This is a genomic window from Lysobacter sp. (genome assembly GCF_035655815.1).
GTDB lineage: Bacteria > Pseudomonadota > Gammaproteobacteria > Xanthomonadales > Xanthomonadaceae > Lysobacter_J.
In genome coordinates this window covers 1-20703 of record NZ_DASRTS010000066.1, presented here as the reverse complement: position 1 = coordinate 20703, position 20703 = coordinate 1, and the positions used below count along the sequence as shown (strand labels likewise).

The window sequence follows — 20703 nt, the reverse complement described above, 5'->3', positions numbered from 1 at the left end:
CCGAAGGCGTGGCCATCGGCCCGATCCTGATGGGCCTGGACAAGCCGGCGCACATCCTCACTCCGGCGTCCACGCCGCGACGCGTGGTCAACATGACCGCCATCGCCGCGGTGGACGCCCAGATCCGCGCCTCGCTGGGCGCCACGGGGTAGGCCATGGCACAGGGCAAGGACTCGGCGGAGGTCATGGATCGTCCTCGGGTTTCAGTCCTGTTGCTGAGTTACCGCGACGCGGATTACATCCGCGACGCCATCGCCGGCGCGTTCGCGCAGACGGTGCCGTGCGAGATCGTCATCTCCAACGATGCCTCCGACGACGCCACGCATGAGATCGCCTGCGCGATGGTCGCGACCTACGACGGTCCGCATCGCGTCACGGTGCGTCGCAACGTCCGCAATCTGGGCGTCGCCGCGCACTTCAACGAGGTGATGCCACTGGCGCGCGGCGAGATCATCGTGATGATGGCCGGCGACGACATCGCCGATCCGGACCGCGTCGCCGCCATCGTGCGCGCTTTCGACGAGTCGCCCACCGCAATGGTGCTGGGCAGCGACTTCGAGTGCATCGACTCGGCCGGCCAGCCAATGGCGATGCGTTTCCGCCAGCGCCCGGAACGCTTCGGCCTGGACTATTTCGTCGAATGCGGCCGCCTGATCGGCCTGCTTGGCGCCACGCTCGCTTTCCGCCGCGAAGTGTTCGACCGTTTCGGCCCGCTGCGCGGTCCCATCGAGGACAACGCGCTGACGTTGCGAGGCGCGCTGCTCGGCGACTGCCTGTGCCTGCGCCAGCCGCTGGTGCGCTACCGCCGCCACGCGGGCAGCGTCAGCAGCATCGTGTTCGCGCGCGAGGAACCGAAAGAAGTCGCCTTCCGCCGCCGCTACGAACGCATGGTCGCGTTCTATGGCGGCACCGCGGACGACCTGGAGGAGTGCCTTAAGGCCGTGCCGGAACTTCCGGCCGCGCGCCGTCGCATCGCGCGCCAGATCCTGACCATGTACCGCCTGGAAGCGGCCGCGCGCGCCGCGCTGCTCGACGGCCCACGCCATCGCTGGCTGCTGCCGATCCTGCGCGGCCTCGGCAGCCCCGGCATGCGCCGCAAGAGCAGCGAGCGTCTGCTGAAATTGCTCGTGCCGAGGCGCTGGTTCGGGTTGCACGCCTGACGGGTGGGTAATAACCGTTAGCTCTGAGCGTAGGCCTGCAGGGCCGAAGTCCAACGGCTGAGGCGCGGAAGGCTCAACCGAGCCTACAACCGCCTCACGTCTGCACATGCCCATCCAGCCCACGCACGCATCGCGTCGCATGCGTGGCGATGGTCTCGGCGAGCAGCCGGTCGTTCGGGATCGCACCGTTCGGAATGATGCCATCCGGCCAGCGCGTCGGGTGCCAGAGGTGCACCGCGAGTCCCGCGTAGCGCAGCAGGCGTCGTTCAACGCCGGAATGACGCAGGCGCGTGACCAGGTCGTCGTCTTCTCGTCCCCAGCCCTCGTAGCGTTCGTCGAAACCGTTGACGCGTTCCAGGTCGTGCCGCCACACGCCCAAGTTGCAGCTCATCGCGACGCCGCGCGACGGCTTGCGCGCCTTAATCGCCGCCACCGGCGGCACACGGAAGGCATGGCGTGCCTTCAGTTCGCCCTTCACGAACGGCGCCATCGGCATGCGCGGCGAGAACCGAACGCCGCCGCCGTCGAGCAGCCGCTGCGACTCCTCGCGCGACGCGTTCAAGCGGCCGCCCTGCAGGTAACTGCCTTCGCGCGCCAGCGCCAGATGGTCGGCCACGAACGACGGATGCAGCACCATGTCGCCGTCGACGAAGATCACGTACTCGCCGCGACTGGCGGCGATGCCCAGGTTGCGTACGCGCGCTGCACGGAAGCCGATGTCCTCCTGCCACGCATGACGCAGCGGTACCGGGAAATCGCGCGCGAGTCCTTCGACCATTCGCGCCGTGTCCTCGCGCGAACCGTCGTCGGCCACCACCACGTCCAGCGGGCGCGTGCGTTGCCGCGCAATGCTGTGCAGGCACAGCGCCAGCGCCTCTTTCCAGTTGTAGGTCGTGACGACCAGGCTCGCGGTGGGCAAGGCGCATCTCCGGCGGATGCGCGGATTCTAGTGCACCGTCTAGATGCACCGATCTAGCGGCCGGTGGAGCCGCCTCCGTTCCAACCAAGGCCCACGGTAAAACCGCGTCCGAGGCCCGGCTCGAAATACCGGGCGTTGCCCTCGTTCACGATCACCGAACCCACGTAGTCGCGGTCCAACAGGTTGTCCACGCGCGCGAAGGCGTGCCAGCCCGATGCCGCTGCGCGCCACTGCAGGCGTAGCGCGAACGCGGCGTAGCCGGGCGAGGCGTCGGTGTTGCGGTCGTCGGTAGGCACGCCGTCGCTGGCGCGCGCCTCCAGCGCGGCGACGGTGCGACCGTCGCGCGTGTTCCAGGCGAGCTCGGCGTAACCGTCCGCGCGCGGGATGCCCGGAATGCGATTGCCCGCGTCCACCGTCTGCACCTGCTCCACGCCGCCACTGAGCACGCGGTACTGGAAGTCCTGCGTGAACCGCGCGCGCAGCCAGTTCACGCTCAGCGCGTACGACCACTGCGGATGCAGGCGTCCGTTGAACCCGGCTTCGATGCCTTCGCGACGCGTGCGCCCGGCGTTGGCATAGCTGGCGCGACCGCCGCGATTGTCGGCCGGCACGATCTCGTCGTCGCCGTCGATGCGGTACGCCGCCACGCTGACGTCGCCCGGCGCGAAGCGCCAGCGCAGGCCGAGCTCGGCACTGTCGAAATGCGCCGGCTGCAGCGCGGTGTTGAAACCGGCCGAGCCGTCGGGCCGGTAGGCCAGTTCCGTCACCGTCGGTGTCTCGAAACCGCGCCCCAGGCTGGCGTACACCTCTCCATCGCCGAAGCTGCGCGCCGCGCCCAGTGCGGCTGCGGTTTCGTGGTAATCGAGGCGGCCGCTGTCGTCACCATTGCCGGGCGCGATGTAGTGATCGTCGGATTCGAAGCGCATGCGTGCGTGGCGCACCGCGCCCAGCAGCGTCCAGTCCTCGGCCGGGCGCAGTTCGCCAAGCACGAAGGCCTCGTTGCTGCGGATGCGGTTGTCCTCGTCGCGCCGCAGCCGGCCGCGTACGCCCAGCTGGTCGCCGACGAAGTTCTCGTAGCCGCGCCGGTCTTCCTTCAGCCAGCCGCTCTCGATGCCCAGCGTCAGCGCACCGCGATCGAAGCTCCAGCGATGACCCGCGTCCACGCCGGCCGACGTGCGGCCCAGGTCGATCACGCCACCGGCGCTGCTGGGCGCGCGCTGCGCGACCACCGGGATCGACAGGAACTGCACCACGTCGCGCGCCACGCCGTAACCGCCGATCCAGTACTCGCGACCCGGTGCGTATGCGTCTTCCCAGCGTGCACCGACCTGCGCGTTGTCGATCTTCTTGCGCGTGTCGAAGATTGAAGCCACCGGATCGGTTCCGTGCGGATCGCGTTCCCACTGCGCGCGCGTCAGGCCCAGCGGATCGTCGGTGTACGGCTGGCTCAGCCCGCCCGCCACGATGCGCAGACGCGAATCGGCATCGGGCGACCATTGCGCCACCGCATCCAGTTGCGTGCGTTCGGCCGAACTGTGCGGGCGCTCGCCGTCGGTGGTGAACCAGCTGCCCAGCGCCCGCCAGCGCCACGCATCGTCGTCGCTGCCGCTCTCGATTCCCGCCGCCACGCGCGCGCTGGAATGCGAGCCGATCCAGCCTTCCACTTCCGCTTCGCGGTCGCCATCCAGTGCGGTTTCGCCGACGATCGCGCCGCCCGCCGCGTTGCCGTACTGCAACGCCAGCGGCCCGCGCAGCACCTGGATGCGGTCGAGCGCGCTCAGCGGAAAACTCGCCGCCTGGCCCTGGCCATCCAGTGCGGACGACGGAATGCCATCGACGATCAGCTTGATCCCGCGGATGCCGAACGTGGACCGCGCACCGAAGCCGCGGCTCTGGACCTGCAGGTCCTGCGCATAGTTCTGGCGATCCAGCACCGTGATGCCCGGCGCGCGCACCAGCGATTCGGCCAGCGACACCTGCCGTTGCCCGTCGCGAAGCGTGTCGCCGTCCAGCACGCTGACCGACCCGGGAAAGCGCGACAGCGGCTGCTCGCTGCCCAGCACCTGCACGCGGTCCAGCGTGGTGGGCGAGGGGGCCTGCTGCGCGCGGGCCTGGACGCCCAGGCTGAGCGCGATGGCCGCGGCGAGCGCCGCAACCGCGGCCGGTTTTCGTTCAACACGCCGTGAAGGGATGCACACGGCCCGATCGCTAACGTGTCGCCGGGCGTCCTGATGAGGTGGGGTCATGAAAGCCGCAATCCGCGCAGTGCTAATGCTGGCCATTGTCGCCGTGCCCGTCGTCATCTGGGCGCAAACGACGCAGGCGCCGGTCACACCGCCCGTTGCGGCAACCCCGCCGGCCCCGCCCGTGATCGTCGAAGCACGTCCCGTCGACCCGCTACCGCTGGACCTGGATGGCGACGGCGTGGTCACCGCAGACGAACACGCCGCCGGCGCCCGCTCGCTGTTCGAGCACATGGACCTGAACCACGACAACCGCGTCACCCGCGAGGAAATGGCCACCTTCCAGCGCCAGCTCCTCGGCGCAGCGCTGCCGCCGCGCGCACCGTAAGGCCACGGCGAACCGATCCGGCGATCAACGGCTGGCAACCAGGTCGCTCACTGTTCAGAAGGCCGAACTCCGACCCCGAACCCCGTTCGCCCTGAGCGTAGGCCCGCAGGGCCGAAGTCGAAGGGTGAGCGGTCCGTCGGTCATCGATCACGGTGCGCGCCCTTCAAGGCACCGGCCTCCCTTCTCCCCTTGTGGTGTGGCGATCGAAGGGAGTGCCGGGCTGGGAAGGGCCCGAAGATCGGAAGAAGTGAGCCAGCCTTGAGCCCCTCTCCCCATGGGAGAGGGGTTGGGGTGAGGGTCGGCGAAGTCGCAGTGGCCAACTGCAACGCTACGCCGAGATCCTCATCCGCACCCAACCCAGCGACGACAACGCCACGCCCGCAGCCCCGTAGGAGCCAGCTTGCTGGCGACCACTTCGAGGCCCCGGCTGCGCAATGGTCGCCAGCAAGCTGGCTCCTACACAGGCGCGTGCAGCACTCGTAGGGCGGGTTACAACCCGCCGCTTTCGGCGCGCAACGCCTGGCCGTCGACGCATTCACTCCGTTGCCCCTCACCCCAACCCCTCTCAGCCCTGCACTCCCTACGGTCGCCGTGGGAGAGGGGCTCGGATTCCTTTCTGTCGCTCCCAGCCACGCAGGGCGGACTCTCAGCCCGCCACTTTCCACAGGCCCAACGCGAAAGCCGGCGGTTTGAAGCCCGCCCGCGCCATGGCGAGCTCAAACCGCATCGCGCGACAACCGCCACGTCCGGTAGCCCCCGTAGGAGCCAGCTTGCTGGCGACCACTTCGAGGCCCCGCTGCGCAAACGGTCGCCAGCAAGCTGGCTCCTACACAGGCGCCGCGCGGAACACGCGCCCGACACCCACTCCATTCGCCCGCGTAGGGAAATCCCCGTCGCAATCCGCCTTTCGTAGCAACGCTGCGGCCCATCCGGCGCGGCCGGCTAGCGCGGTCGCCCTGTTAGAATCGAGGCTCTAATCCCCGCCCCACACGAGGCGCGGCCAATAGGGGCCGCGATACGCATGACGTCTCTTCACGCTGTGATCAACGACCTGCTGCAGAACGACCCGGATCCGACCGAGACCCGCGAGTGGATCGAGTCCATCCAGGCCGTCATCGAGCGCGACGGCGCCGATCGCGCCCACCGCCTGCTCGAAGGCATGGTCGAGGTCACCCGCCGCGCCGGCGCGCACCTGCCGTTCTCGCCGACCACCGAATACATCAACACCATTCCCGCGCACCTGGAGGCCAAGAGCCCCGGCGACCACGCGATGGAATGGCGCATCCGCTCCATCATCCGCTGGAACGCGCTGGCCATGGTCGTGCGCGCCAACCGCAAGCCGGGCGACCTGGGCGGCCACATCGCGTCCTTCGCATCCGCCGCCACGCTGTATGACGTGGGCTTCAACCACTTCTGGCGCGGCCCGGAAGGCGACCACCCCGGCGACGTCATCGGCGTGCAGGGCCACAGCTCGCCGGGCATCTACGCCCGCTCGTTCCTGGAAGGCCGCATCAGCGAATCGCAGCTCGACAACTTCCGCATGGAAGTCGACGGCCGCGGCATCTCGTCCTACCCGCACCCCTGGCTGATGCCGGACTACTGGCAGGTGCCCACCGTGTCCATGGGCCTGGGCCCGCTGGCCGCCATCTACCAGGCGCGCAACTGGAAGTACCTGGAAGGCCGTGGCCTGCTGCCCAAGACCGACCGCAAGGTATGGGCGTTCCTGGGCGACGGCGAGACCGACGAACCCGAATCCCTCGGCGCCATCTCGGTCGCCGGCCGCGAAGGCCTGGACAACCTGGTCTTCGTCATCAACTGCAACCTGCAGCGCCTGGACGGCCCGGTGCGCGGCAACGGCAAGATCATCCAGGAGCTGGAAGGCCAGTTCCGCGGCGCCGGCTGGAACGTGATCAAGACCATCTGGGGCAGCTACTGGGATCCGCTCCTGGCGCGCGACACCGCCGGCAAGCTGCGCCAGCTGATGATGGAAACCGTCGACGGCGAGTACCAGAACTGCAAGGCGTTCGGCGGCAAGTACACGCGTGAGAACTTCTTCAACAAGTACCCCGAGACCGCGCAGCTGGTCGCCAACCTGTCCGACGACGACATCTGGCGCCTCAACCGCGGCGGCCACGACCCGCACAAGGTCTACGCCGCGTACCACGAAGCGGTGAACACCAAGGGCATGCCCACCGTCATCCTGGCCAAGACGGTCAAGGGCTACGGCATGGGCGCGGCCGGTGAGTCGCTCAACCCAACGCACCAGACCAAGAAGCTCGACGACGAAGCCGTCCGCATCTTCCGCGACCGCTTCAACATCCCGGTGACCGACGCGCAGCTGGCCGACGGCAAGGTGCCGTTCTTCCACCCGGGCGAGAAGTCGCCGGAAGTCGAATACATGATGGAGCGCCGCAAGGCGCTGGGCGGCTTCCTGCCGCAGCGCCGCCGCAAGGCCAGCCAGTCGCTCGACGTGCCCAAGCTGGAAGCCTTCGACCGACTGCTCAAGAGCACCGGCGACCGCGAGATCAGCACCACCATGTCGTTCGTGCAGGCGCTCAACATCATCCTGCGCGACAAGCAGGTCGGCCCGCGCTGCGTGCCCATCGTCGCCGATGAGGCGCGCACCTTCGGCATGGAAGGCCTGTTCCGCCAGATCGGCATCTACGCCCCGCACGGCCAGAAGTACAAGCCGGTCGACCGCGACCAGCTCATGTACTACCGCGAGGATGCGGCGGGTCAGGTGCTGGAAGAAGGCATCACCGAGGCCGGTGCGTTCTCCAGCTGGATGGCCGCGGCCACCAGCTACAGCACCAACGACCTGCAGATGCTGCCGTTCTACATCTACTACTCGATGTTCGGCTTCCAGCGCATCGGCGACAGCGCCTGGCAGGCGGCGGACATGCGCGCGCGCGGCTTCCTGCTGGGCGCCACCGCCGGCCGCACCACGTTGAATGGCGAAGGCCTGCAGCACGAGGACGGCCACAGCCACCTGCTGTCCAGCGCCATCCCCAACTGCCGCAGCTACGATCCCACCTTCGGCTTCGAAGTCGCGGTGATCCTGCAGCACGGCATGCAGCGCATGCTCACCGAGCAGCAGGACGAGTACTACTACATCACCCTGATGAACGAGAACTACGCCCACCCGGACATGCCGGAAGGCGCGGCCGAAGGGATCATCAAGGGCATGTACCTGCTCAAGGACGCCGGCAAGCCCAAGAAGGGCGAACTGCGCGTGCAGCTCATGGGCAGCGGCACCATCCTGCGCGAAGCCATTGCCGCGGCCGAACTGCTGGACAAGGACTTCGGCGTCACCGCCGACATCTGGTCCTGCCCCAGCTTCACCGAGCTGGCCCGCGACGGCGAAGACGCCATCCGCTTCAACCGCCTCAACCCGGAAGCCAAGGACGCGCGCAAGCCGTACGTCACCGCCCTGCTGGAAGGCCGCCAAGGCCCGGCGATCGCCGCCACGGACTACGTGCGCACCTACGCCAACCAAATCCGCGAGTTCGTGCCCATGAAGTACACGGTGCTGGGCACCGACGGCTTCGGCCGCAGCGACACCCGCGCCAACCTGCGCCGCCACTTCGAAGTCGACCGCTACTACATAGCCCACGCCGCCATCGCGGCCCTGGCGGCGGAAGGCAAGATGACCGGCAAGGATGTCGCCCGCGCGATCAAGCAGTACAAGATCGACGGGGAGAAGCCGAATCCGATTGGGGTTTGATGTTCGCAAAAAATAGATGGGCGGCCTCGGGCCGCCCATTTTTTTAACGCTTTAGCGAGGGACACGCTATGACTGATAACGAAGATCTAGAAGTTGAAGACACCGACTCGGCTGACGACGAGGCATTCATTACATATGAGATTGCCGCATACCCGGCGGACTACACCCTAAGTGTAATCGATGAGATGTGGCGCCACGGCGACATCACCGTGCCAACCTTCCAAAGGAAATTTGTCTGGTCGATAAAGCAGTCGTCATTACTCATCGAGAGCTTGCTCATGGGGCTTCCAGTTCCTCAAGCCTTCTTCTACGTTGAGTCCGACAGCAGAAACTTGGTGATCGACGGCCTGCAGCGAATCATGTCGATCGTCTATTTCTTGAAGGGCTACTTCGGGGAGGAGAGCTATCAAGGTAAGAAGACGGTATTTCGGTTGACCGGTCTTAGTGAGCGCAGTCCGTACTTCAAGAAGACTTATGAGGAACTTGGCGAAGCGGACAAGCGAAAGTTAAGAAACCGCGTTCTCCGAGTCATCAACATCAAGCAGATCGGTCCGAAAGACGACAATACGAGCGCCTACCACATCTTTGAGAGGCTCAACACAGGCGGAACACCATTGACCGCGCAAGAAATTAGGCATTGCGTGTTTCACGGCGCCTTGGTCGATTGTCTATCGGAGCTCAACAAAGATGCCAACTGGCGGAAGATTCTTGGGAAGACCGCACTCGATAAACATCAAAAGGATGTGGAGTTAGTTTTGCGCGTACTTGCCGTCGCAACGCGTGGTGACAGCTATGAGAAGCCCATGAAGGAGTTTCTCAATGTAACAATGGAAGAGAATAAGGATGCCGACAAAGAGAGCGTAAAGACATTTATTTCCTCTTTTCCTGTGGTTGCAAGTAGAGTCCTTTCCGCTCTGGGCGAGAAGCCGTTCAACATCCGCGGAAGAGTGAACGCATCAGCACTAGACGCTGTGATGGGGACGCTAATGACCATCCCAGATCAAATTCCTAGCAATCTTGGAGAAAGATTTCAGGCGCTCCTTCGCGATCCGGAGTTTGATGAAACGTTATCAGTGAGCACTAGTGACACTGCAGTTGTGAAAAGGCGTCTCGCTGCGGTACGACGACACCTTCTTCCAGGCTAACGGGCATGGCTTACAAGGAGCACTTTCGTCTGGTCGACGACGTTGCTGGGCACTTCGATGCGGCGGTGGGGGCAGTCGACGCGTTTCTACAGAGTAGATACGTCGGGTTCTATGCTGTCGCGGCTGCGGCTGTTATCGAGCTTGCGCTTAAGGAAATCGTTGTTGACTTTGCTTCGCGCAATCACCACTTATTTGGTGATTACGTGGAATCGAAATATCAGCGGATTAACGGGCGCGTGAAGCTGGAGGATATCGTTAAAGAGCACTTGAAGCCGTTCGGTAAATCGTACCAAAAGCGGTTTGAGAAGCTGCTTAAGCGAGTAGATAAGTCACACATCGCAAAAAATTCCTTCTCCGTCAAACTTTCGTACGACGCCCTCTTTACTTGTAGGCACCAATTCTCTCACGAGGGGAGTGTGCCAACGAACTCTGGATACGAGGACGTCAAACGAGGGTTTGAGGCTGGTAAGGTCGTAATGGCGTGCCTTGCCAAGGTCTTGGGGCGGACTGCCTAAATTTGTGCGTTACGCGTCGTCACCTCTTAGGAAAAGGCATGACGCTTATGCAAGTCACTCCAGAGCAGCGTTGGGATGCGCTCTGTGCCCGATCTTCCCTCGACGCTGGAGCCTCGCTACGGATAGTGCTTAACCAGAGAGATGAAGGCGGAAAAGGTCATTAGTTCTGGACGGACTGCTTTTGGATATTTGCCGTGCAGTTCTGCAGGAACAACAAGCGTTACGCCTGCATCGCGCATCTCTTGGAATTGGTTGAGCGACACGCCTTCTTGCAGCGTTAGCAGGTGTTTGCGTGGAATTAGATCCGCTTCATTCAAAATCTGCCGCCAGCGATCTTTGCAAGTGGTCTTCGCCGCGAGCATCCAAAGAGGCTTGCGGTGATGGCGATAATCCTCGGATGAAGGGAAAAGGAAGTCCGGTCTCTTATTCCGCTCGGAAATTTCTCCATGCGAGAACTTGACTGACTCTTCAGTAAGGATCCCTTTGACATGCAGCTCCAAGGATCGACCCGACCGACTTTTCCGGCGGTTGTTGATTGTGTGGCTGTACTCAATGAACTCGTCGATGCTCTGAAATCCGAGCTGGACACGTGGGAGCACGTGCAGGCTCTCTATCGACCGGAACATCTCAAACTCACAGTTCCGCCTTGCAATCAGCCGTTCGTCCGCCGACTGATGATGGCACGGACGCAACTCGACGCATTTCCGAACAATCTCTTCTCCCGTCGGAAACTGATGAAGCCAACCCGCGGGTATGGTTCCCGGAGTCAGCGAGCAACTTCCTGGGCCGATCGCCGAAATCGCCTCCCTGGCCAAAATTGATACAAGTAATGGGCGGCCAGGATCCACGACGCCGACGCGCTCGATCAACAGTTCCTCTTCTGGGACGGAGCAAACCCAAGCGGAGACATGGTCCGCGTCTGCATCTGTTGGCTTTCGAAACGCAAAAACCGTGACGGATCCCGTCGAGTCCGGATCAAGAACGGGTGACGACCGACCACCCCACCTGGTGATTCGGCACTCATTCTTGGCGGCGCGATACCAAGTGACCGTCAGCTCCCGATCCGGTAGATCATGCGAGTCGACGGATCCCGATAGGGAGACTTTCGGGTTTGGATCTTGCGATGCCCTCAGAGAAGGAAACAGAAGGAACGCCTGCTCGTTCGGCAGATAGGGGCCTGCCTGATGTGATTCCGTCGCTAGGGTATCGTTTGCAGAGAGGCGCTTGACATACCAGTGCCAGTCGCTTCCCTCATGAGCCTCCAGCCACCGGTGAAAATGCTCAATCAAGATCGGTCTCCATGCTCTTGTGTCCTATCCACCGAGATAGCGCGTCAAAGAACTCGGTCAGCTCATCTTCCCTGCGTCCTCTAAGCTCGCATTCCCAGACGACGCGATACCGCCATCCCATCTCTGACAGCATCGTCAAGGCACGGGAATCTCTATTCCGATTTCCCTCGATTTTCAGGCGCCAGAACTCCGGCCTTGTCTTTGGCAATCGGAACAAATGGCAATCATGCCCATGCCAGAAGCACCCATGTACGAAGATCGCGGTCTTGTGCTTGGGCAGTACGACGTCGGGACGGCCGGGAAGCCCAGCGCCGCCTAGTCGATATCGGAACCCTCGCGCATGTAGCGCTCTGCGAACTAGTAGCTCAATCTTCGTGTCCTTCCCCCGGATCCGCGACATCTGCGCGGATCGCTGCTCGGGAGTAAGGATGTCGACCAAGGTCAGGCTGCCTTCCTGGAGCGCTTCTTGGGTGCGGCCGCTTCCGACTTGATATGCGGTGCCATCAGTCGGGCAACCTCCGCGATCACAGGAACCACCACCGAGTTCCCGAACTGCTTGTACGCGCGGGTATCAGACACGGGAATGCGGAACGTGTCGTCGAAGCCCATCAGGCGTGCGCACTCGCGTGGCGTCAGGCGTCGTGGGTTCTTCTTTGCTCCCTGTGAGATGAGGATCTCGGATCCGTCCTTGTAGTAGCGCGCCGAAAGCGTGCGCGCCGTGTCGCTGCCGGACACCAGGCCAAATCCGAAGCCATTGCCCTTCTCGCGGTGTTTCGCGGCGTAACTCTGCAGATATGCCCAGAGCTTGTCCGTCAACGTGTAGTTGGCAGCAACTTTGCCCTTGGGGCCTTCCAGGCAGTTCCACTCGGCGGGTTCGGAGCCGTCTTGCCTGTGAAGAATGTTCGACAGCTTCGGCGCTTCATCGAACGCTGGCAGATTCAGTCCATCCCAGTTGAACCCGACATCCTCACGGAATCCCACGATGATGATGCGTTCGCGGTGCTGCGGAACGAAGTGCTTGCCGTTGATGACTCTCCAGGTCACCTTGTAGCCAAGTTCATTGCTCAACACATCGATGATGGTCGAGAACGTGCGGCCCTTGTCATGGCTGACAAGGTTCTTCACGTTCTCCAGCAGGAAAGCCTTGGGCTTCTTCTCGGCGATGATGCGGGCGACATCGAAGAACAGGGTCCCTTGAGTCTTGTCGGAGAAGCCGTGGGGACGACCCAGCGCGTTCTTCTTCGATACGCCAGCAATCGAGAACGGCTGACACGGGAAGCCGGCCAGCAGCACGTCGTGATCGGGAACGTCCTTCTCGTCCACGGTGGTGATGTCGCCGGCGAACACGTGGTCCGGGCCGTCGTGGAAGTTGGCCGCATAGGTCTTGCGGGCGTACGCGTCCCACTCACTGGTGAAGACGCATTTGCCGCCCTGCTTCTCGAATGCGATGCGCATCCCGCCGATGCCCGCGAACAGGTCGATGAAGGTGAAGTCCGCGGGCGCGTCGTTCTGGAGTCCCTGAAGCGGCAGCAATCGCTGGCGGATGGCATCACTTACGTACGACGGAGGCTCGGTCTCCCGCACCTGCCAGCGGCGGACGGTCCGGGCGTCCACTCCGAGAGCCATGGCGATCTCTCGCGGGCTGTAACGTTGCAGGGCGTAGTCGATCAGGGCGTACGTATCCATCTCAGCTCCAGGATGTTCGGGCGACATCTTGTCCGTTTTTGTCCCGTGGGGGAAGGGGCGCAAGCCATGAGACCGGATCTCCGACTCAGAACATGAGACGGCGGCGAAATTCCCGCCACCGAGGCAACGGGAGATTCCGGTACGCGGCGTTCGGCGCCTCGTCGTCCAGGCGTCAAACCTCATTGGCGAGGCAGAAAACCTCATCACCGAGGCTCCGAGCCTCATGCGTGAAGCAAAAAGCCTCATGCGTGATGCTCCGAGCCTCATCGTCGAGGCCGCGAGCCTCATCGATGAGGCAAAAAGACTCATGCATGAAGCTCCGGGCTTCATCGTTCGGGCTCCGAGCCTCACCCGCGAGGCTCGGAGCTTCATCAGTCAGGCTCAGAGCTTCGGCGTCGAGGCTCTGAGCTTCATGCATCAACAAAAAAGCCTGACGGAGGAGGGCGAACCTCTTCCGCCAGGCTTGGGCACAGCGGGACGGTCAGGGCTGGCCGTTGCCCTCCGGCGACGCCGGGGAGGCGGTGCGGTGCGACTTGGCGAAGCGGGCCGACAGCTCGCGGCGGGCGCTCTTCAAGGCCTCATCCCGGCCGGCCACCTTGAGCAGGCTGTAACCCTCCAGCGCCACGGCAATGATGTCGCTGCCCAGCGCCAGCTCCGTGTCGTCGGCGCGCTCCGTCAGCTGCCGCAGCAACTGCAGTCGCGGCCGAAGGGCGTCCAGTGCCGCCAGGTCGGCCTGGGCCTCCGCCAAGGCCAGGTTCGGCGGCACGATCTGCGGGTTGGACGCCAGCAGCGTCAGCGTCTGCCGGCAGAACGCCTCGGACTTGTCGCCCATCTTGAACAGCTCGCGGCGCTGCGCCGGTTGCAGCGCGACCATCGGCGAAAACAAGCGGCGCAGCGCGTCCAGGGCCAAGTCCAGCTCTTTCAGGTCCTGCTCGGACAGCTTCAGTGAAACAAGATTTTGCATCTGCATCTCCTTGCGGGTTTGGCGCCCGGGTCATCCGGACGCTTCCGCTCCGCCGTCGTGGCGGAGCGCAGGGAGTAGGCCAATGCAACTGCGGGTAGGAAATGCGAAAAGTGCGCACCGGCAGATCACCGCTCGTTCGATTTCCGTTAGTTCGCGACGTGCCGTGCAATAACCGGGACCAGATGCTGCGCAGCCCCGTCCCGCGCCGCTAGCATCCATCCACCGCAAGCCACGCCGTCCCGCCTCCCGCACGGAGAGTGCCCATGCCGTCGATGTGCCGCAGTCTTGTGCTCGTGTCCTTCCTCGTCGCCGGTCCGCTGCACGCGGCGACGCCGGCTCCCCCGCAGACGCCCGACAGCTACGCACAACCGGGCCAACGCGTGAGCATCGCGCCCGGCCGCACGCTCAACCTGCGCTGTAGCGGCAAGGGGCCGCGTACGGTGCTGCTGGAGGCGGGCGGCAATGCGGACTCCGCCACGTGGTTCCGCGTGCAGCCGCTGCTGGCCGACAAGGCGACGGTGTGCGCCTACGACCGCGCCGGTTACGGCTTCAGCGACGAGGGCCCGACGCCGCGCAGCCTGCAGGCCGACGTGGACGACCTGCACGCGCTGGTGACGACGGCGAAGCTGCGCAAGCCGCTGGTCCTGGTCGGCCATTCGCTGGGCAGCAACATCGTGCGCCGCTACGCGCAGCAGCATCCCGATGAGGTGGCCGGCCTGGTGCTGGTGGACCCGCCGGAGCAGGGCGCCGATGCGCAACTGCCGGCCGCGTGGAAACAGCAGGGCGAAGCCGGCCGCGCGCAGCGCGACGCATTCCTCGACGCGTGCCTCAAGGCCGCCGAAGCCGCCACGCTGGACAAGGCGGAAGGCCCGCTCGCGTCCTGCCTGCGCGCACCGCCGCCGTGGCAGAGCACCGTCGTCGCCGCCGCAACGCGCGCCTACAAGCTCAAGCCGCCGTACTGGCGCACGCTGCGTTCCGAACTCGACGGCAACACCGCGGTGTTCGCCGAACCCGTGCCGCCCGACGAAACCTACGGCGCCACGCCCATCGTCGTCCTGACCGCGCCCAACGACTTCCCCGGCGTACCCGACGACGTGCGCAAGGCGATGCAGACCGCACGCGAGCAGACACACACCCGTCTGGCCGCCTCATCCACGCGCGCCCAACGCATCGCCGTGCCGGACACCACCCACGACATCCAGCTCGATCAGCCCCAGGCCGTGGCCGATGCGGGAGCGGCCGTACTGGAAGCCTCACGCTGAGGCACCCTCATGGACGGCCGCCGGGAGTGGTGCGCCCCGCGCTGCGTCGCGCACGACGGACGCGTCGACACCCGCTAGCCGCACCCTCAATCCATTGTCCCTTCCAGATAAAGGTCGTAGTGCGCAATGCGTCCCACTGCGGCCACGGCATCCCGCACATCCTTCCGCGCCAGCAACGACCTACGCGCCGCACGTGATTCAAGGTCGCCAGGCAGTGGCGCTGGGCGAAGATAGTCCTGCATCCACAGCAGCGTCGCGCCGCGGTCCTTTGTGGACGCAAGCAGCGCACACACCCGGGCGGCGGCAGCGTCGAGATAGCCTTCGCGAAGCAGTGCTTCCACATGGACCAGCTCGCCGTCGGCTCGATGCTCGGTCAAGTAGGCCATCGCCACGCGCGCGGCGTCGCGGTCGCGACGTTGCAGGGCGGCACAATGGCGTACGTGGTTTTCCACCATGCGGCCATAACCGCTCGTCGGGCCGAGCTTCTCGATGGCGCGCAAGGCATCGTCCGGTCGACCTAGGCTGCAGTGGAACGCACCCAGGTTTAGAGCCTGGCTCACGTTCTGCACGCCTTCCTCGGCAAGTTGCGCAGCCCGCATGAGTTCGGCGAGCGCCTCCTCCGTACGTCCCAGGCGCCGCAGTGCGATCGCGCGGTTGTTCATCAGCCAAACCTGGTCGTCCAGGCTGCTGAAGGCTGGCGCATCGGCCGGAGCATCAGCTATGGCGTCGAGCGTGCTGGTGGTCAGGTCGAGCGCTTCGGCATGGCGTCCAGCAAGCAGCAGCGCGCTCGACAGATAGGTGCGCACCTCCAGGTCATCAGGTGCCAGTTCGGCCTGCTCGGTGAGCATCTCGATATACCGCTGCGCTGCGCGTTGGGCATTAGCCGACCATCCTTCGGCTGCCATCACCGCGTCGAAGCGCTTCTCGCTGCGTAGGCGAATCAGGGGCTCCGGCGTATCGATGCGCGCGATGGCACGGCGAGCCGTTTCTTCATCGCCGCGATCCATCGATTCCACAGCGAGTTCATACCAGGCCTCCGAAGCACCGCCCAGCCGCGCCACCCAGTTGGCGTTGAACAGCGCCTGCAGAAACGCCAACCGTTCGGGCGACCCCGCCGTGCTCTCGTGTACGAGTAGCAGGATCTCCAACTGGTCCACGTTCGGTAGCAGTTGTGGCCAGCGCTCGACGAGCTCGGTGAACGCCACCGCACCGGCATCCGCCCGGTCCTGGCTTCTCTCGAGTATTGCGATGCGATACCAGTCATCGGGGTCCGAATCGTCCACTGCGACCGCACGCCGATAAAGGGTTAGCGCACGCGCATACTGATCCTGATGGATGGCCATCCAAGCGGCCGTGGACAGCGCGGAGCGTTGATCGGAGGGCGCCAGCGACGCGAGATGCGGATCCTCAACCAGTCGCGAGAACGCGAGACCGGCCTGTTCCACCTGTTCTTCCCGTGCCAGCGCATGAGCCGACGCCAGTTGCTGGCGGAACCACTGCAGCTGCGCATCCGCCAGCTCCGCGGACCGCCCGGCATCAGTAGGTAACAACGCCAGCCCGACGGCCAGCACGACAATGCGACCGAGACCGCGGCAGACATGCATCGGGTTCACCTCCCCAGGCGACGGCCTGAGTGTCGCAGGAGCCGCTCACCCGCGCCATATCCAAGCATGACGTACGACGACGCCTCACCGCTCAAGCCCGCCGCGCCCGCGCGTCGTTCATGTTCGCGGCGGTTGTGCTGGGCAGAGGGAAGTAGCTCGGGTGGGCAGGGCACGGACAGGCACCCCGGCTCGCGACGACAGCGACCACGCTCGCGTCCGCTTCTCCTCGCCGGCACAATGCTCGCGCTTGATCGGCCTAGGGGATCCCATGAAACAGTCGTTCTTCTGGCGCGCTTGCGCCGGTCATTTGCACCTGGCCGCAGGGATGGCCCTGCTGCTGGCCGTGGTCTTGCCCGTATCAGCGAATGCCGCCGAGACGCCGGAGGCTTACGTCGCGCGCTCGGTCGACGCTGTCCAGGAGGAGGGCATGGGCGCCATCGCCCAGTTCATGCATTCCGACGAGCTGGTGCGCTTCAAGGCCATGATCGTGCCGCTGTTCGCCGTGCAGGAAGATCCGGGCGCGGAGGCGTTCGCGCACAACCTATTTGGTCCGCAGGCCACGGCAGAGTCGATCGCCGCCATGCCGGCGGTGGATTTCATGCGCGTGTTCCTTGATCGCATGTTCGCGCAGGCGACGGGAGGGGCCGCATTGCGCGTGGGCGATCCGCAGATACTGGGTTCGGTTCGCGAGGGCGACGTCGTGCACGTGGTGTTGCGTGGCTCCGCCGGAGTGAAGGAGGTCACCGTTACTAAGGTGCAGGTGACCAGCGTCAAATCCGATGGCGACGGCTGGGGCCTGATGCTGACCGGTGACATGGAAGGTCTGGCCGAAGGCCTGCGCACCGCATTGACAAAGCAGCGTACCCAGCCGCGTCTGACACCTGCAACGCCTGGCAAGTAGCCGTGACGCGACGACCCGGCGTCTGCAGCAGAGCGACCGCATCGGTCGTCGTTGATCCGGACGGGTGCGGGTAGGTCCTGCCTGATGAGGACCAGCGATTGCGCGACACGCTGCCATGCGCAAGCGCTTCGAAAACCCATTCACACTCGCTCCTGACCGTCTCCACAAATCGCGCGCGTTCTTCCGGGTGTAGCCATATCCAGAGGCACGCGCCATGGACGAGTCGGACGACAGGCAGGGCGGCGGGGCTTTCGGCTCCGGCGGTGACGAGATGCCTGCATTGCCGCCGCAGGTGCTGGCGCGGCTGCGCCAGGCGGTGCTGGCGCAGTTGCTGGGGCGTGGCGACACGGGCATGCCGGAAGGCGGACCCGGTGGCGAGCCGATCGTGCCGCCGGGGTTGCCCGACCTGGGCGACCTGATTCCCGAGCGGGAGATCGAGCGCATCCGCGATGCGATCTGGAAAGGCGCGGTCGGCGGTGTGTTCCTGCCCGAGGCGAAGCTGCGCATCGTCGGCGTGGAGCTGACGCAGGCAGTCCAGTTCTTCAACTTCGACAACCGCAGCAGCGGCGAGGCGCCGGACAACACGGTGCCGCTGGTGGCGGGCAAGGAGCTGCTGGTGCGGGTGTTCGTGGCCGGTACGTTCGGCATCGGCGACCTGCCGGACACGGTGACCGGCCGCGTGCGCGTGGGCGGGCAGGACTTCAGCCCGCTGAACGGCCCGCTGGTGCCGCTGCCGCCCAGCCAGCTGCGCCGCGCGCAGCTCGACCAGTCGCTCAACTTCCGCATTCCGGCGTCGCTGTGCCACGGCAACCGCACGCTGCGCATCACGGTGTTCGATGCGCGGCCGCCCAATCCGTTCGTCGACGTCTATGGGCCGTTCAAGCCCAAGGTCATGCGCGTCGCGCAGACGGTGACCGCCTCGTTCCAGGCCATGCCGCCGGTGCGCGTTCGCGGCTTCCTGGTCAACTACACGGGCAACGGCCTCAACCTGGCGGCACCCAACGGCAATGCGTTCATCGATTCGCTGATGCGCTTCCTGCCGATGTATCCCACGCACGGTTACGACTTCGGACCGTGCGAGGTGATGGCATGGTCGGACGACATGAGCATCACCAGCGGCGGCGAGGGCAGCGGCTGGGATTCGCTGATCGCCAACCTGCAGACCACGCGCAGCGCCTCGTCGCTGCGTGCGGTGTACATCGGCCTGCTGCCGGCCAACCTCTCCGGCACGCTGGGTGCGTGGCAGCGAGGTATCGGCAACTGGGGCGTGGCGATTGCCGCGCAGGACGACACGCGCGCGCTGTCGCACGAGATCGGCCACGCCTTCGGCCTGATGCACCTGGAGGACGGCACGGCAGCGGGGCCGTACGACACGGGCTATCCGGACTACGGCACGTTCCCCTTCGCCAGCATCGGCGAGTTCGGCATCGACGTGCGGCGCATGAACCTGTTCGACCCCAACACCGCGCGCGACTTCATGTCGTACTTCGATGCGACCAACGTGCAGTTTCCGGCCAACACGTGGATCTCGCCGTACTTCTACCGCAAGCTCATGGACCGCGTGCTGTCCAGCGATGGCACGGGCGACCTCATCCTGTCGGTCGTCATCGTAGTGGTGAAGGTGCTCAACTTCCGGCTGCATCGGGACGGACGCGTGGAGCTGCTGCCCAGCTACACGGTGGAGGCGCCGTTGCCGGGCGACCGCCGTCCGCGCCATGACGTGATGATCGACGTGCACGATGACAACGGCCACATCCTGCGCAGTCATCGTTGCCACGCGCCCAATCCGTATCAGGATCCGGACGGCGCGTTCGTGGACTTCCACGAGGTGATTCCGTGGCCGGACGCGGTGGCCGCGATCAGCTTCGTGCGTGCAGGCCACACGCTCGACACGCACAAGGTGGAGCGCCACGCACCGACGGTGCGCCTGCAACCGCTGCACCGCGCCGAACGCCATGACGAGCTGGCACGCGTGGAGTGGAGCGCCGGTGAGGCCGACGCGCCCACGCACGCACTGGTGCGCTATTCCAACGACGACGGCCGCACGTGGACCGCGCTGGCTTCCAACGTGACCGACTCGCGCTACCTCGCGAACCTGCAGGACCTGCCGGGTGGCGAGCGCTGCCGATTCGAGGTGATCGTCGCCAGCGGGCTGGCGTCGGCCGCCGTTCGCAGCGAGGCCTTCGCGGTGCCCGTCAAGCCGCGTGCAGCGCACCTGCTGTCGCCGCGGGACGGCGAAGAGTTCAACGCCGGCACGTCCATCCACTTCGCCGGCGGCGGCTACTCACCCGATCACGGCATGTGTGCCGACGATGACGTCGTGTGGACGTCGAGCCTGCAGGGTGTGCTGGGAACGGGCCATCAATTCGACCGCACGGACCTGCGGCCGGGGCGTCATCGCATCACCCTCGGCGTGGCCGACGGCGCGCGCGGCGAGGCGACGGCCAGCGTGACCATCCGCGTGATGGAGCGTGGCGAGGATGGCCACTGCGGCGGATCGCGTAACGACGCGGGCTGAAGCTCGCCAACATCCATGCCACCGCATGCCCTTTCGTCGGCCGTGACGGGTTTGTGAGCCGCAGGCCGGCCGCTGGTGCGGGGTTCCGCGTTTGCCCCTATGCGCGGCCTGCGCATCGGGCCGGCGCGTCCTCCTTCCCCCACAGGACACGCTCATGATTTCCCCAGGACTGTTCCTTCCGCGCAATCCGCGGCGACTCCGCCTTGCCGCTGCATTGGCACTTACCATCGCGCTGCCGGTGCAGGCCGATTCCGTCACCGACTGGAATGCGCTGGCCAGCGGCCCGGTGGTGGCGCCGCGTTTCGGTGGGCCGCAGCAGCAGTCGCGCGCCAACGCGATCATGCACATCGCGGTGCACGATGCGCTCAACGCCATACAACCGCGGTACACGACCTACAACGCCATGGCGCCCGCCGCGCCGGGCGCGGCGCCGGACGCCGCTGTC

The 20703-nt window shown here is 65.2% G+C and carries 17 protein-coding genes; 10 read left to right on the top strand and 7 right to left on the bottom strand.

From position 1 onward, the window contains the following. Positions 1–152, top strand: a 152-nt coding sequence (locus VFE83_RS17405; protein WP_324908503.1) for a phosphate acyltransferase, incomplete at its 5' end; no start/stop codon positions are given. Positions 153–155: 3 nt separating this feature from the next. Continuing rightward, complete coding sequence (locus VFE83_RS17400) at positions 156–1160, top strand: glycosyltransferase (protein ID WP_324908501.1); 1005 nt, start codon at positions 156–158, stop codon at positions 1158–1160. Positions 1161–1254: 94 nt separating this feature from the next. On the opposite strand, the gene VFE83_RS17395 is transcribed toward VFE83_RS17400, so the two are convergent. Both VFE83_RS17395 and VFE83_RS17390 read right to left on the bottom strand, forming a co-directional pair. Beyond that, on the bottom strand, positions 1255–2079 hold the full coding sequence (locus VFE83_RS17395; RefSeq protein ID WP_324908499.1) for a glycosyltransferase family 2 protein: 825 nt from the start codon (positions 2077–2079) through the stop codon (positions 1255–1257). Between the two features lie 53 nt (positions 2080–2132). Next, positions 2133–4277: a TonB-dependent receptor family protein gene (locus tag VFE83_RS17390; RefSeq protein WP_324908497.1), complete on the bottom strand. Its 2145-nt coding sequence runs from the start codon at positions 4275–4277 to the stop codon at positions 2133–2135. A gap of 46 nt (positions 4278–4323) precedes the next feature. Here VFE83_RS17390 and VFE83_RS17385 point away from each other — a divergent pair, with 46 nt between their 5' ends. The 4 genes from VFE83_RS17385 (at position 4324) to VFE83_RS17370 (ending at position 10034) form a co-directional block, all read left to right on the top strand. Beyond that, positions 4324–4650, top strand: coding sequence for a hypothetical protein (locus tag VFE83_RS17385; RefSeq protein WP_324908495.1), 327 nt, complete (start codon positions 4324–4326; stop codon positions 4648–4650). Positions 4651–5671: 1021 nt separating this feature from the next. Then, positions 5672–8374, top strand: a complete 2703-nt coding sequence (gene aceE / locus VFE83_RS17380) for a pyruvate dehydrogenase (acetyl-transferring), homodimeric type (protein ID WP_324908493.1) — start codon at positions 5672–5674, stop codon at positions 8372–8374. A gap of 68 nt (positions 8375–8442) precedes the next feature. After that, on the top strand, positions 8443–9519 hold the full coding sequence (locus tag VFE83_RS17375; protein WP_324908491.1) for a DUF262 domain-containing protein: 1077 nt from the start codon (positions 8443–8445) through the stop codon (positions 9517–9519). Between the two features lie 5 nt (positions 9520–9524). Beyond that, entirely contained in the window at positions 9525–10034 is a 510-nt protein-coding gene (locus tag VFE83_RS17370) for a HEPN domain-containing protein (protein ID WP_324908489.1), read from the top strand. A 116-nt stretch (positions 10035–10150) separates the two neighbouring features. Here the strand turns inward: VFE83_RS17370 and VFE83_RS17365 are convergent, their stop codons facing one another. From VFE83_RS17365 to VFE83_RS17350, 4 genes are all read right to left on the bottom strand, one after another. Then, a complete protein-coding gene (locus VFE83_RS17365) occupies positions 10151–11323 on the bottom strand; it encodes a type II restriction endonuclease (RefSeq protein WP_324908487.1) in 1173 nt (390 codons plus the stop codon). Beyond that, positions 11316–11762: a very short patch repair endonuclease gene (locus tag VFE83_RS17360; RefSeq protein WP_324908485.1), complete on the bottom strand. Its 447-nt coding sequence runs from the start codon at positions 11760–11762 to the stop codon at positions 11316–11318. The genes VFE83_RS17365 and VFE83_RS17360 overlap by 8 nt, the downstream gene beginning before the upstream one ends. 2 nt (positions 11763–11764) lie before the next feature. Beyond that, positions 11765–13009, bottom strand: a complete 1245-nt coding sequence (gene dcm / locus VFE83_RS17355; protein ID WP_324908484.1) for a DNA (cytosine-5-)-methyltransferase — start codon at positions 13007–13009, stop codon at positions 11765–11767. 481 nt (positions 13010–13490) lie between these two features. After that, positions 13491–13973 (bottom strand): hypothetical protein, encoded by a 483-nt coding sequence (locus VFE83_RS17350; RefSeq protein WP_324908482.1) that lies wholly within the window; start codon positions 13971–13973, stop codon positions 13491–13493. 263 nt (positions 13974–14236) lie between these two features. Between VFE83_RS17350 and VFE83_RS17345 the strand changes: the two genes are divergently transcribed. Continuing rightward, entirely contained in the window at positions 14237–15235 is a 999-nt protein-coding gene (locus VFE83_RS17345) for an alpha/beta hydrolase (RefSeq protein ID WP_324908480.1), read from the top strand. Between the two features lie 86 nt (positions 15236–15321). Here VFE83_RS17345 and VFE83_RS17340 read toward each other — a convergent pair whose 3' ends face one another. Beyond that, entirely contained in the window at positions 15322–16839 is a 1518-nt protein-coding gene (locus VFE83_RS17340) for a hypothetical protein (RefSeq protein WP_324908478.1), read from the bottom strand. A 268-nt stretch (positions 16840–17107) separates the two neighbouring features. Between VFE83_RS17340 and VFE83_RS17335 the strand changes: the two genes are divergently transcribed. The 3 genes from VFE83_RS17335 to VFE83_RS17325 form a co-directional block, all read left to right on the top strand. Next, positions 17108–17740 (top strand): hypothetical protein, encoded by a 633-nt coding sequence (locus VFE83_RS17335; protein WP_324908475.1) that lies wholly within the window; start codon positions 17108–17110, stop codon positions 17738–17740. A gap of 214 nt (positions 17741–17954) precedes the next feature. Continuing rightward, on the top strand, positions 17955–20258 hold the full coding sequence (locus tag VFE83_RS17330; RefSeq protein WP_324908474.1) for a hypothetical protein: 2304 nt from the start codon (positions 17955–17957) through the stop codon (positions 20256–20258). Between the two features lie 154 nt (positions 20259–20412). Next, the coding region (locus VFE83_RS17325) for a hypothetical protein (protein WP_324908472.1) at positions 20413–20703 on the top strand (291 nt) is incomplete at its 3' end.

Coding starts and splice junctions, on each gene's coding strand:
- VFE83_RS17400 (WP_324908501.1), top strand. CDS start 156: ATGGCACAGGGCAAGGACTCGGCGGAGGTCATGGATCGTCCTCGGGTT.
- VFE83_RS17385 (WP_324908495.1), top strand. CDS start 4,324: ATGAAAGCCGCAATCCGCGCAGTGCTAATGCTGGCCATTGTCGCCGTG.
- aceE (WP_324908493.1), top strand. CDS start 5,672: ATGACGTCTCTTCACGCTGTGATCAACGACCTGCTGCAGAACGACCCG.
- VFE83_RS17375 (WP_324908491.1), top strand. CDS start 8,443: ATGACTGATAACGAAGATCTAGAAGTTGAAGACACCGACTCGGCTGAC.
- VFE83_RS17370 (WP_324908489.1), top strand. CDS start 9,525: ATGGCTTACAAGGAGCACTTTCGTCTGGTCGACGACGTTGCTGGGCAC.
- dcm (WP_324908484.1), bottom strand. CDS start 13,009: ATGGATACGTACGCCCTGATCGACTACGCCCTGCAACGTTACAGCCCG.
- VFE83_RS17350 (WP_324908482.1), bottom strand. CDS start 13,973: ATGCAAAATCTTGTTTCACTGAAGCTGTCCGAGCAGGACCTGAAAGAG.
- VFE83_RS17345 (WP_324908480.1), top strand. CDS start 14,237: ATGCCGTCGATGTGCCGCAGTCTTGTGCTCGTGTCCTTCCTCGTCGCC.
- VFE83_RS17340 (WP_324908478.1), bottom strand. CDS start 16,839: ATGCATGTCTGCCGCGGTCTCGGTCGCATTGTCGTGCTGGCCGTCGGG.
- VFE83_RS17335 (WP_324908475.1), top strand. CDS start 17,108: ATGAAACAGTCGTTCTTCTGGCGCGCTTGCGCCGGTCATTTGCACCTG.
- VFE83_RS17330 (WP_324908474.1), top strand. CDS start 17,955: ATGGACGAGTCGGACGACAGGCAGGGCGGCGGGGCTTTCGGCTCCGGC.